This window comes from Lysinibacillus sp. AR18-8, from assembly GCF_001705465.1.
Classification (GTDB): Bacteria; Bacillota; Bacilli; order Bacillales_A; family Planococcaceae; genus Lysinibacillus; species Lysinibacillus capsici.
Map to the genome: position 1 here is coordinate 365,760 of NZ_MDGU01000004.1, position 13,437 is coordinate 379,196.

The window sequence follows — 13,437 nt, forward strand, 5'->3', positions numbered from 1 at the left end:
TTTATTTTTTACCCAATAAAAAAACTCCTCTCGTCTAAAAGGACGAAGGAGTTTTAGTTCGCGGTACCACCTTTAATTCCAGCAGGGTTAAGATAAATATTAAATAACATATTTTCTCAGCCTATTCTACTGGCTCTCAATTCGGTAACGGTGTTTAACCGGCTTTAACTACTATTAGTTCACTAAAGCTGCTCAAGGGCTACCTTCAATTTCGTACAAATAGAAACTTCTCAGCTACCGTTTCCTCTCTGAAAATGTAGTCAAAATTTACTCTTCCCTATCATAGCATCTGTATTTGATTTTCCTTATTGTACCGCAGGATCGTGTCATTTTTCAAGTGATTTAGTCATCTTTTAGTAAGAGGAAAGTAAATAGAAAAGGAAGTGACAATTCAAATGCGACGACGCAAGTATAACCCTTGGCTTTTACCACCTTGGCTACGACAAGTTCGTTTTTATTGCAGAACCATCATCGTGCCGATTTGTGCTTTTCAGTTTATCCGTGTCATTATTGTGCCAACATCAGGTGATTTAGTCTTCTTATTACTCCTGCTACTTCTCTGCTATTTACTTTTGAAAGACATCATTTGAAACACGAACTTTAAGCGGTGTATATTCTTCTGTTAGATCCCAAATCATAGAAGGCACTTCATGCCAAGTACTGGATTCGCGTACAACAATATGGCTTGAGGATTCTCTTAATACAGCTTTTTGGTCAACTGTTGTAGAATTCTCTTGGCGTGAAGCTGCTGCTACTGCGGCAGGTTGTTTCACTTGAACACTTTCTTCAATTGCAGCCAATGTCTCCTCTTGTTCGAAAGCATGTGTTGATAGGTGCGGATTGTCTAACACATCTTTTTCAACAACAGGTTCATATTCATTGAAAGCGCTTGTGACTGTCCACTCAAGCTGACACATCTGATTTGTTAGACTAGGGCGAATATCCTTGACCATTAAATCTTTGACATCTGATTCTTTTGGTAAATCCACATGTAAAGGAACGGCATACTCAAAATAACCAGTATCTCCTTGAATATCAAGGGCATCAATTGTAATTAAATCTTCATTTTCCGCAAATGCTTGCATATCTTGAAAATCAAAGCGAACGTGTGCGGTGATATGATAGATGCCCATAAGTCGCAAAGAATCCTCTAACTGCATTGCCTGCCACTGTGGCTTAATTTGAACAGCTGCTATTTCAGTTGGGCAGCCATATCCAGGAAAACAAAATGTTTCGCGCATATTCCAAGTTTTGTGTTCGATAATAATCCCTCCCTTTGCATCATATGACGATTTGAAGGATAGTATGCTAGGATGTTGCCATTTGAACAGAGTTAAAAATAGATACTACTAAAAAAATGGCATGCTAGAAGTAATAGTCTAGCATGCCATTCCCATGGCTGTTCGTATCATTAAACATTTACTAATTTAATTTTATTAGCTACACGATCTGTTAGCATTTGTGTTGCCTTTGGTACGATCGGTTTAAAAATCGGATTGAGAACAGGGCCAGCTAACCCGCCTGCAATGACTTCTAAGAATCCTGTCATTTTAGTATTTTCAGCGTCGATACTTTCTGCGAGGAAATAGCCATTTCCTGTGAAGTTATCAGAAAGCCCCTTTAATTCAAATGTAACTTTTGATGGTGCTATCCATTCTAAGATTGTAATTTCTACTTCAACTGTTTTTTTCAAAACGCCAACATTGCCTTTAAAAGTCCAAGTGGAGTGTTTCTCATCAATCATTTCATGTGCATTATAACCAGGGACAAGCTTTGCCCATTTTTCCATATCACTAACGAAATCCCATACATGTTCAATCCCTACGGGTACTTCGACCGTGTGTGTGCCTGTTGCCATATCAATTCACTACCTTCTTTTATGAATAGCTATATTATAAACGATATCGCCCACAATTTGGCTATGCTGAAAGATGTAATTTTGACAAAAGCAGGTCCTTCATCCAGTATAGTTGAGCTTACTTACTAGTAAATATATGCTATTGTTCCTTTTTACTCATGTATTCCTCAAGCACTATAATGCCTTCTGCTTACCATTAAAAAAGGTATTGTCAATGGGATATAAAGCAATTTTACAAAGCGAGGGTTTATTCCGTTCCGCTAGCATCCTTTCCAGGGGGGCGTTCGTGAGTGACAACACCTCTACATAAAATGAGTAGTGAACACTTTTACTTTATTTGAAAACCTTGCTATTAAGAAACATTTTTATGGGGTGGAGTGGAAGGTGCTTGAATCCCGTGGGAAAGCTAAAGAGGTGAGCCACAGGAAAGCAAGTAGCCTACAACGGAAACCATTTTCACCTTTCAACAGCAGAAGAGCATGCTAGAAATAATGCTAGCATGCTCTATCAAATTTTATTGCGCTAATTGCGCAAATACTTTATGGAATGCTGCCACTGTTGTCGCAATGTGCTCTTCCGTGTGAGCTGTTGAGATGAATAGTCCCTCGAATTGAGAAGGAGGTAAGAAAATACCTTCCTCTGCCATTAGACGGAAATATTCAGCGAATAATTGTAAATCTGATGTTTTAGCAGAAGCAAAATCAATGACATCTTCATTCGTGAAGAAGAAGCCAATCATAGAGCCTGCACGATTAACAGTGTGCGGGATATTATATTTAGTTGCTGCTTCACGGAAACCAGCCTCAAGCTGATCCCCTAATTTTTTAAAGTAATCATACGTACCATGGTCTAAACGGGATAACGTTTCATAACCAGCTGTCATCGCTAACGGATTCCCCGATAATGTTCCTGCTTGATAAATTGGTCCAGCTGGTGCTACTTGCTCCATAATTTCTTTTTTCCCAGCGAATGCGCCTACAGGGAGACCACCTCCGATGACTTTACCTAAAGTAGTCATATCAGGCGTTACCCCAAAATACCCTTGTGCACAGCCATAATCTACGCGGAAACCTGTCATGACTTCGTCAAAGATTAATAATGCACCGTGCTCTGAAGTAAGTGCACGCAAACCTTCTAGGAAACCTGGTTGTGGAGGTACAACACCCATATTTCCTGCTACTGGCTCCACAATGACTGCAGCTAACTCTGTGCCAAATTTCTCAAAAATCACTTTTGCCCCTTCTAAATCATTATAGGCAACTGTCAACGTATTGCGGGCGATATCTGCAGGTACGCCAGGGCTATCAGGTAGGCCTAATGTGGCAACACCAGAACCAGCTTTAATCAATAAGGAGTCACCGTGACCATGATAAGACCCTTCAAACTTTAAGATCTTATCACGTCCTGTCACACCACGTGCTACACGTAATGCAGACATAGTAGCCTCTGTTCCAGAAGAAACAAAGCGAATCATTTCCATTCCTGGTAAACGGTCTAATACTAATTGAGCTAAGCGATTTTCTGTATAGCTTGGAGCACCGAAGGAAGAACCCTTCGCAGCTGTATCTGCAATTGCTTTCACTACCTCTGGATGCGTATGTCCTAAAATTAGCGGACCCCAAGACAATACATAATCAATATATTCATTGCCATCAATGTCTTTAATGATTGCCCCATGGCCAGATTCCATGAAAATCGGGTCCATATTTACTGATTTAAACGCACGTACTGGGCTACTTACACCGCCCGGCATTAATTGAACAGCTTCAGCATAGGCTTGTTTTGATTTTTCGTAAGAACGTGTCATTTATTTCTCCTCCAACCAACGTGCAACATCTTTTGCATGATACGTAATAATTAAATCAGAGCCTGCACGTTTCATGCCTAATAATGTTTCAAGCACAACTTTTTTCTCTTCAATCCAACCATTTATAGCAGCCGCTTTAATCATTGCATATTCACCTGAAACATTATACGCAACAAGCGGTAATGGATAGTTATTTTTCATGTCTCGAATAATATCTAAATAGCTAAGGGCAGGCTTGACAATTAGGAAATCTGCGCCCTCTTCGATATCTGACTCCGCTTCACGGAATGCCTCTAGACGATTTGATGGATCCATTTGGTAGGATTTACGATCACCAAATTGCGGAGCACCATCTGCAGCATCACGGAAAGGTCCATAGTAACTGGATGCATATTTGACTGCATAGGACATAATCGGGATATGTTCAAAACCAGCTTCATCCAGACCAGCGCGAATTGCCGTTACAAAGCCATCCATCATATTAGATGGAGCAATGATATCAGCGCCAGCTTTTGCTTGTGATATCGCCGTGCGGGCTAAAACATCTAATGAAGGATCATTCAAAATTTGATCGCCCTCAATTAAGCCACAATGTCCATGATCCGTAAATTCACACAAGCATGTATCCGCGATAACTAATAACTCAGGATGACGTGTTTTAATGAGTCGAGTCGCTTCCTGCACAATGCCATGATCATGAAATGCACCTGTTCCAACCGCATCCTTTTCAGCTGGCAAGCCAAATAAAATAACTGCAGGAATACCTAATGCTACAACCTCATCCACCTCTGCCTCTAGTTTATCTAATGAAAATTGAAAAACGCCAGGCATTGAATGTACTTCATTTTTAATATTTTCGCCTTCTATTACAAAAATAGGATAGATCAGGTCCTCTTTATGTAAGTATGTTTCTTTTACCATTGATCTCATCGTTGCATTGGCACGCAAACGACGGTGTCTTTGAAATTGTAGTTTTGTCATGATTTGTCCCCTACTTTCATAATTTCTTCGATGACTGCTTGCATTGTATAAACGCTTGGCATAATATCCACAGTAGCACCGTATTGTTCAAGAGCTGCTTCCGTAATATGGCCGATGGCTGCAATGTGAGCTGATTCCCAGCCAATATGTGGCACAACTTCCATTGCATACACGTCAACTGCTGAAGGACTAGCAAAAACCACTGTAACATTTTGATATTGCTGGATGCAACTGACAATAACAGATGTTTGATCATGTCGTTCTATCGTTTCATAGACTGTCCATTCTTTTAATTCAAAAGGCAATCCATCCTTCAGCGTACTTTTCGCCTTTTCTCCTCGAATAAACAGACATCTAGGTTGATTACCCGCTACACTCGGAAATTCTTTAACGAAAATATCAGCACTAAATATGGAAGGCATAAAGCTCACTTGAAATCCTAGATTTTCTAATGCTGTTGTTGTTTTAGTTCCAATGGAAGCTATTTTTCCTTTGAAATGACTTGCATTAAATTGATGTCGTAGCATTTTACTAGCAAAAGCTTCTACAGCATTTTGACTAGTAAAAATCAACCAATCATATTGCTTAGCGCGGTTCAATAGTTCAGGATCCTTGCTATCTAATCGTTCACAAGTTTCAATTAATGGGGCTACGATGGCATGTCCACCTAAAGCTGTTATATTTTCGACAATGGTTGTTGTCTTAGATGTGCCTGTTAAAAGTATGGTTTTACCCTTTAGAGGTAAATTACTGGGCATCTTGCTCTGCCTTTACACGCTGAATTAAATCGAAAGCTCCTTGTTTTGTTAAACTAGCAGCTAGTTCTTCTCCAATTTTTTGTGCATCTGTGCCAACTACTGTTTCCTTATACACAACAGATGCATCTGGAGCAGCAACAAGGCCTGTTAATGTAATTTCTTCCCCATTTGAAGTGGCATAACCAGCAATCGGAACTTGACAACCACCATCCATTGCCGCTAAAAATGCACGTTCTGCATGTGCTTCTTGCCAAGTGAATGAATCAGTCAACTTACCTAATTCGGCTAAAAGCTCCGCATCATCGGCACGACATTCAATGCCAAGAGAACCTTGCGCTACAGCTGGTAGACATTGTTCGACAGGTAAAAACTCAGTGACTACATCATCACTCCACCCAAGGCGTTTCAAACCAGCCGCTGCTAAAATAATGGCATCATATTCTTCTGTTTCAAGCTTAGCTAAGCGTGTATCAACATTTCCACGAATCCATTTAATTTCGATATCAGGACGTACTGTTAAAAGCTGAGCACTACGACGTAAAGAACTTGTCCCAACGACTGCTCCCGCAGGAAGGTCAGCAAATTTAACATGCCCTTTAGAAATAAATGCATCACGAGCATCTTCACGTGGTGGAATACAACCAATCACTAGCCCATCTGGCAATACAGCAGGCATATCTTTCATAGAATGAACAGCAAAGTCAATTTCTTTATCGTAAAGGGCTTGTTCAATTTCTTTTACAAACAACCCTTTCCCACCTACTTTTGAAAGCTGTACATCTAAAATTTGGTCACCTTTTGTTACAATCTCTTTTACTTCAAATTCGAATGGTGCACCAGCCGCTTTTAATTCATTAATGAACCAATTTGTTTGCGTTAGCGCTAATTTACTTCTCCTAGAACCTACAATAATTTTTCTCAACAGTCTCCAACCTTTCTTCTAATACCATAAATGGAATCGCGATAAACTACTACCTAAGAAGAAGTTTACAACAACTAATAGATAGGCATAAATATGTACCCATGCATAAGTTGTACCTGTCAGCTTGCTTTTGCGATTCACATATAGGATAAAACAATACAAAATTAAAATAATGAAGGACCCTATGATTTTCGCATCGAAAATCGAAAGACTCTCTAATGTTAATAGTGCCCATTCAAACCCTAATATTAAACTTATAAATAACATCGGAATTCCAATGAAAAATGAAATATTCATCCAGCTGCTTGTCTGCTGCAAGGAAGGCAATCTAGTCCATAAATGCGACCACTTTTTCTTTTTCAGCAATCGATATAGAACGAGATACAAAATGGCAAACACAAATGTTAATGTAAACGCTGCATAAGACAATATTGCAAATGATATATGAATAAAAAGCATCTCTGAAATTAAAGTATCCCCGACAGCTCCTGTAGGACGTTTCGGCATAAAAGTAAATATACTAGCGAATAAAAATCCTAGTATATTAATAATAAACACAGGTAAATCCACCCTTGCTATGCAATGAAGGATAATGGATAACGTCACGAGTAACCAGGAATAAAAAAGTATTCCCTCAGACAAGGATAAAATCGGAAAACGCTTCGTTTCCACAAACGTTAAAATGATAATGGCACTTTGAATCATCCATACAAATGAAACAAGCCAAAAAGCAATGCGTCTTGCACGTACTTGCTTATAAAAATAATCAGTAAAGTAAAAAACTAGACTGATCGCATACAAGACGATCATCACTTCATAGAGCCTCGTCATGGTCAAATCAGCCAATAGACATCCCTTCTTTGTCGTGAAATTAATAAACTATTTTAGCATAGAAAACAAAAAAACGTTTTCGTATCCTTAGTTTACCATACAGATACGAAAACGCCTCGTGTAATATCAGTAGAAAATCCAATTGCGCGTAACACCCATGTACAATCACAGCTTTCTACGTGAGCGCAATAGATAATTTAGAAAGAGTACTTTGGTTCAGTAGAAGTCTGAGATACCTGTGTGCGTTCTTTGCGCTCAAGCTCTTGCTTTGTCATCTCATGAACTTCAGCTTCCACAGCATCCTCTATACCAAAAATTTGTTGGAATAAACGTAACTGTTCATTTGCTTTTGGAGAATTAGCCATTTCTTTAGCTTGCAAGATTGGCTCTTTTAACAATTGATTGATAATAGATTTTGTATGTTTGCTTAAAATTTTACGTTCACGTTCCGTTAAATCTGGCATTTTATTTTCGATACTTGTCATAGTCTCTTGTTGAATACGATTTGCTTTTTTACGTAATGCTGAGATGACTGGCACTACCCCAAGAGTAGCTACCCAGTCTTTAAATTGCACAACTTCTTCGCCAATCATATTAGTAATATCAGCAGCAGCACGTTCACGCTCTGCTAAGTTCGCTTCGACAATACCTTGTAAATCATCAATATCATATAGGAATACATTTGGTAGGTCGCCAACTCGTGGGTCAATATCACGAGGAACCGCTATATCTACCATGAATAATGGTTTTCCTTTACGTAAACGTTCCACAAATTGCATTAGCTCGTAATCAATAACATAATCAGTAGCACCTGTTGAAGTAATTAAAATATCCGCTTCTAACAAAGAACATTGTAATTCCTTCATTGATTTAGCTTCACCATGGAATTTAGCTGCTAAGCTTTCTGCTTTTTCAAATGTACGGTTAATGACAGTAACTTTCCCTACACCACTACCGTAAAGGTTCTCAATTGCAAGTTCCCCCATTTTTCCTGCACCTAAAATTGCTACATGCTTGCGTTGTAATGAGCCAAAAATTTTCTTTGCTAATTCTACAGCCGCATAGGAAACGGATACCGCATTCTCACCAATCGCTGTTTCATTATGAGCACGCTTTGCAAATGTTACTGCTTGTTTAAATAGCTGATTGTATACCGTTCCTGTTGTGCCAATCTCTTGTCCACTTAAAAAGCTTTTTTTTACTTGCCCTAAAATTTGTGTTTCACCTAGAACCATTGAATCGATTCCAGCTGTCACTTTAAATAAATGTTCGACTGCCTCATCTTCTTCACGAATCGTTAAATACGAAGAAAATGTCTCCACAGGCAAATCAAACCAGTTGGCTAAAAATTGTTTCACAAAATGACGTCCAGTATGCAATTGATCCACAACAGCATATATTTCTGTACGATTACATGTCGAAACAATTACGTTCTCTAATATACTTTTTTGCTTTTGCAGCGCTTCCATTGCTTGTGGCAGTTCACTCTCAATGAATGATAACTTCTCACGTATTTCAACAGGCGCTGTTTTATAATTCAAGCCTACTACGATGGTATGCATGAATAACACCTCACACGTTCTAATTCACAAATCTCATTATAGCACAGTTCGACAAGAGTTCATCAATAATTTGTGAACATGTCATGAAGAACTGCAATTCGTCATCTACATTAGAATTATTATAAACTAAGTGTAACAAATTATACGTGTTGTTTCAAATTAAAAAACTGCCCCCATTATCGGAGGCAGTTTTCTCATTAATTTGTTATTGTAACAGTCTTTATTGCAATCATATTACCATCTTTATCGTATGCTATAAACTCAATCTCATCATTGACTTTAAAGTCCTGCATAGTTTGAACAGTTTTTGTTAACATATACACTTGATCACTACGCTTTTGCAAATCAAACTGGACATCTCCACTGATTGAATTAAAACGTACATTCATCTTCGCAACGTTTTGACAGTTACCATCAACTCGAGCACTCATTGTAATATAACCTTTTCGTAGCGAAACACTTGTCTCTTCAAATAAATCTTCTGGATTGATACAGCTTGAAGATTGCGTTTTACATAAAATTGTATCAATTAACTTCTGGAAGACTTGATGCAATTGCAAATTATCAATTGCATGGAAGTACGTTCCGCCCGTTTCTGAAGATAATTGCATTAAAGTAGCGTCATTTACTTGTGATTTTTTGCCCATACTTACTGTGTATACTTTGACACCTTGCTTTTTCGCTTCATTTATAACTTTTGTCATTTTTGATTTACTCGTTTTACCATCAGATACAACGACAATCGCTTTGGATGTTTTCGAATCGTTCGAGAATTTTGTTAAAGCAATATCGATGCCTGCAAAAATATCGGTTGCACCCTTATCTTTCGATGCTTTATAAAGATCTTTTTTCAACACATTTTCTGTTGTACCTTCTCCAAGTACTGTCGCTTTTGTATTGGTTTCAATGACTATGTTATTTTTAGCCTTTAATTGATTGATTAGTTCAATCATTTTCTTCCCACGATAATTTGTTGGATCAACAGCCTTCATGGAAGAAGAATAATCCACTACATAGGCAATTTCTGTTGCTAAAGAACAAGAGTTTTTACTGAAGTATGGATTCGTAAAAATATCTTTCGTCACTGTTTTATCTTTTAAACCCTTCAAGGACGTTGCATAGCGAGGGTCTATTGGATTGACAAGTCTTGCTTCCACTTTAGATTTGCCATATATAACTGAATCAAAGTAGGCTACAGCAGTACCTGGATTCCCTGTATTATTTAATGGATCAGAAGTGTTCGTAATGAATGAAGCTGTTTTTTCTACTCCGTCATACTTAATTTTGACTGTCCCTTGATAATCTGTAATAGGCTCTCCACCAGGACGCACTAAAGTCACCATTACTTTTGTATAACGATCTTTTCCTGATGGTCTTGATGCAGCATCCGCACTTTCCTTGAGGGCCTCTACTCGTTTTTTAAACGCCTCTACTTGTCCAAGTAATTTACCGCCTTGGTATTTTAATAATACCGTGCGGTCATAGTTACTTAAGTTAGTGAAGATCGAATAAATCTTCATAACACTGTCATAATGTTCTAATGTTAAATCTTTTTCGTCTGGCATTTCTTTCATAAGCTGAATAATGGCGCCGACTGGATTAATGTTCTCTACCTGTGAGGCAATATCATCATCAATGCCCTGAACGCGATAAATAGGACGACCATCGTCAGCAATTAAATACATTATTTCCGTTTTAGCTGGCGTTGTAACAGAGTTCTCAAAACGTGTCTTTAAAAGTTCCTCAAATAAGTGAACAGAAATATCATAGTTTTCAAATTGAAGAATAGCATTTTCATAACCTAATGCCGGATATTTAGGATCAGATCCACCGTAACGCAAATAGATGTTTTGCACATTTCCTAAAACGTCCTTCACATTTGTTTGCTGCCCAATACTAAATAATTTTTTATCTGAATTAGAATCTAGAGGAACTGGGCTATAAACATCAATTAAATTTTGCGTAAAGAACTCTGGAATATCTTCACTTTTTGGAAATTCAGGAATCACGCTCCCATTATCATCTGTATTTGCTGGGTCGTATACTTGGTAATCAATACGCAATTCAGGCTGTGGTGCATAACGCACTTCTGCGTTTAGTTTCTCTCCAACAAGACACTTCATTGCTGGGTCCGTATTATTAATCAGCTCAAAAGTTATTGTATCACGTACTGATTTAGTTAATTTTGGTGCTACCACTATAGCAGATACCGTTGAACCATCCGATTGGACAATGTCAACTGCTTCACCTGAAGTATCAACAATATTTCCGTAGGATGCCTTCACGCGGAATGAATAAGATTTATCATCAGCGATAGGATCACCATTACAAGCCTTTAAAGAAACTGTAACTAGTGTTGTATCCACATTATTTGCAATTAAATCAGGCTTTTCCACCAAGATACTCTGCAATGCATTATTAACATTATTTGGTCCAGTAAAATCATTTGAGTTATCCTTTGGCTCTTCAAAATCAGCACTACTAGATCCCATAAAACCAGGTGGTAACGTAATGCTATCATTATCACGACCAGCTTGACTACGTTTTAATCCTTGTACTGCGAAAGTGCTATTTTGAACAGCACGATAGAAAAATACAGCAACATCACCCCGTGTTAGTTTTGTGGATGGATTAAAGCTAGCGAAAGTGTTTTTGCCTGTAGAGCTTGTAGATAAATCATTTGAATATAAATATTGAACTGCCTGTGGCTCATCTAAATCTAAGCCTTTAAAAGCCGCGTAAATTTGGGCAAATTGGCCACGTGTTACAGCTTTTGTTCGATTCGCATTTACATGTGTACCATTAAATGGTAAATAAAAATCACTATAGAAATTATAAGCAACACTATCAATATAAGATAAAGCATAGTTACGATCTAGTTTGGCAAACATCAGAACAAGATCGCGATCTGTCACTTGATCATTTGGTAAAAAGTTACTTGCACTATTTAAGGACATCAGGTCATTATCGACCGCCCATGAAATAGCTTTATAATTATTGCTATTTGTTGGAACATCTCTAATTATTGTAGCTGCTTGCGTAACAGTAGGTGTAGCTGTCATCAGTAGAAGCATGAAGCAAAGCATAGCAAGCAATGCTTTTTTTACATATGTCATTTTTGTTCCATCCTTTCTTTAGTTAAAGAACAATATGTCATCACGATAGTTTTGTTTTAAGTCATCCTCTAAATATTTCAAGAATCGTTCTAAAACAACTGACGCCTCTGCACGCGTTAGCGGTTTATTTGGATTAAAACGACCAGCAGCATCACCAATCATTAAGCCAAGTTCATTCGCTATATAGATGCCATCTCTCGCATAATTTGGAATCTGTTTGTCATCTGTAAATTTAGTTAAGTAACCAGGATCAGGTGCTCTATTTTCAAGTCCTAAGGCACGGACAAAGATAGTTGCAGCCTGCGCGCGATTAATAGCATTATCTGGCTTAAAGTAGTCAGCTGATACACCTTTGATTATCCCTTTATTTAACGCTGATTCAATATAACCGTAATCTTTGATAGAACGCTTCAAGTCTTTAAAAACACTTGTAGTAGGTGTCTTTTTTGATTTCTTTTCTTCAAACACACGTAAATCAACAGCTTTACCAATAGCCGTCGTAAAATCAATACGTTTCATTGGTGTATTAGGAGAAAAGAAGTTACTTGAATCTGAGTAAATACCTAGAGAATAAAGTTTTTCAATTGCTTCTTTCGCATAATGGGTTGTTAAATCTCTGAATTTAGGAATGATAAGACGTTCAATTGTCGGCATGTACTCTGTATCTAAATCAAGTGTACCTTTTTGTCCTGAAGATAGGTCGTATGTATATTCAGAAATAACATCCTTTTCACTTACGACTGCATATCCACCTTCAAAACTCCCTAAGCTACCGAGATTTTCCTCATAATTTAAAACACGTGATTTACTTGTAGATAAACGATTTTTCACATGACTTGTTTTACCATCACTATAAGAATAAACAGATTCCGTGATTTGAGTTTCTGTCGCACCCCAGAAGTTCTCATAGCCTGCATGTCGACTATCTGTTTCAATTGTTACTGTGTTTTGAACAGCATTTTTTCCTTTTCCTGTTTCAAAAGCATAGGTTTTTCTAGAAATAATATTTCCTGAGTAATAATCAGAGGCTGCACGATTATCAGTAACTGTTCCTTGTGAAAATTGATAATCGACTAAGGAATAAGTAATGGCGCCAATTGTGATTTTTTCAGTGTATTTCTTCACTTCACCATTGGATGTTTTTTGACCAAGAACTGCATAATCCACTACATCTGATTCATAGGCAATATTTCTTGTCAATGTTGCGCCATTGCTTGCTGTTAACTTCATGCTATACGTTTCAGTTAATTTACCTTTTGATTCTTTTTGAGCAATTTTAATATCTTTACTTGTCCCTTTAAAAATAACAGGTGTCCCTGAAAGGAACACAGCTTCTTCATATGTATATTCGTTTTTTACAGCACCTGTTGTTTCTAATGAAGCGGCTGATGCATTGAATGGAATAGTTGTTCCAATCAAAAAGACAGCAAGGACTAGAAACATTATTTTAGATAATTTTTTTTGCATTCGCTTTTCCTCTCTTTCACTGTGCATTTGCGTGCATAATGAAGCTTGTTTCTAATATAACTAAAAAATCCGCTCGTCTTGCGAATATATACACAATTTAGCCTATTCGAAGTAACTTCTTCATCTTTCGATTAT

11 protein-coding genes and 1 other annotated feature are annotated in these 13,437 nt (G+C 37.7%); of the genes, 1 reads left to right on the forward strand and 10 read right to left on the reverse strand.

Going from position 1 to position 13,437, the window contains the following annotated elements; all coding sequences use genetic code 11:
• Window positions 1-35: 35 nt before the first annotated feature.
• Window positions 36-293 (reverse strand) — a binding site (T-box leader).
• 102 nt (window positions 294-395) lie between these two features.
• The gene (locus tag BFM98_RS23280; RefSeq protein ID WP_036124009.1) at window positions 396-590 is read left to right on the forward strand and encodes a hypothetical protein; all 195 of its coding nucleotides are present in this window, start codon (window positions 396-398) and stop codon (window positions 588-590) included.
• Here BFM98_RS23280 and BFM98_RS03270 read toward each other — a convergent pair.
• The 10 genes from BFM98_RS03270 to BFM98_RS03315 all read right to left on the reverse strand — a co-directional run bounded on the left by BFM98_RS03270 (window position 567) and on the right by BFM98_RS03315 (window position 13,302).
• Window positions 567-1,241: a valyl-tRNA synthetase gene (locus tag BFM98_RS03270; protein WP_175400699.1), complete on the reverse strand. Its 675-nt coding sequence runs from the start codon at window positions 1,239-1,241 to the stop codon at window positions 567-569. The genes BFM98_RS23280 and BFM98_RS03270 overlap by 24 nt on opposite strands.
• Window positions 1,242-1,411: 170 nt before the next feature.
• Window positions 1,412-1,858, reverse strand: coding sequence for an SRPBCC family protein (locus BFM98_RS03275; protein ID WP_048395138.1), 447 nt, complete (start codon window positions 1,856-1,858; stop codon window positions 1,412-1,414).
• A 514-nt stretch (window positions 1,859-2,372) separates the two neighbouring features.
• Window positions 2,373-3,665, reverse strand: coding sequence for a glutamate-1-semialdehyde 2,1-aminomutase (hemL, locus tag BFM98_RS03280; protein WP_048395136.1), 1,293 nt, complete (start codon window positions 3,663-3,665; stop codon window positions 2,373-2,375).
• Entirely contained in the window at window positions 3,666-4,646 is a 981-nt protein-coding gene (hemB, locus tag BFM98_RS03285) for a porphobilinogen synthase (protein ID WP_054550020.1), read from the reverse strand. It abuts the gene before it with no gap.
• Window positions 4,643-5,404: a uroporphyrinogen-III synthase gene (locus BFM98_RS03290; RefSeq protein ID WP_066036511.1), complete on the reverse strand. Its 762-nt coding sequence runs from the start codon at window positions 5,402-5,404 to the stop codon at window positions 4,643-4,645. The genes hemB and BFM98_RS03290 overlap by 4 nt, the downstream gene beginning before the upstream one ends.
• Complete coding sequence (hemC, locus tag BFM98_RS03295) at window positions 5,394-6,326, reverse strand: hydroxymethylbilane synthase (RefSeq protein WP_066036512.1); 933 nt, start codon at window positions 6,324-6,326, stop codon at window positions 5,394-5,396. Before hemC ends, BFM98_RS03290 begins: the two co-directional genes overlap by 11 nt.
• An 18-nt stretch (window positions 6,327-6,344) precedes the next feature.
• Window positions 6,345-7,157 carry a cytochrome C assembly family protein gene (locus BFM98_RS03300; protein ID WP_254659979.1) on the reverse strand — a complete coding sequence of 271 codons (813 nt, stop codon included), beginning with the start codon at window positions 7,155-7,157 and terminating at the stop codon, window positions 6,345-6,347.
• 197 nt (window positions 7,158-7,354) lie between these two features.
• The gene (hemA, locus tag BFM98_RS03305; protein ID WP_066036513.1) at window positions 7,355-8,719 is read right to left on the reverse strand and encodes a glutamyl-tRNA reductase; all 1,365 of its coding nucleotides are present in this window, start codon (window positions 8,717-8,719) and stop codon (window positions 7,355-7,357) included.
• A gap of 197 nt (window positions 8,720-8,916) precedes the next feature.
• Window positions 8,917-11,835, reverse strand: a complete 2,919-nt coding sequence (locus tag BFM98_RS03310; protein WP_066036514.1) for a vWA domain-containing protein — start codon at window positions 11,833-11,835, stop codon at window positions 8,917-8,919.
• An 18-nt stretch (window positions 11,836-11,853) separates the two neighbouring features.
• The gene (locus tag BFM98_RS03315) at window positions 11,854-13,302 is read right to left on the reverse strand and encodes an S-layer homology domain-containing protein (RefSeq protein WP_004226619.1); all 1,449 of its coding nucleotides are present in this window, start codon (window positions 13,300-13,302) and stop codon (window positions 11,854-11,856) included.
• Between the last annotated feature and the right edge of the window lie 135 nt (window positions 13,303-13,437).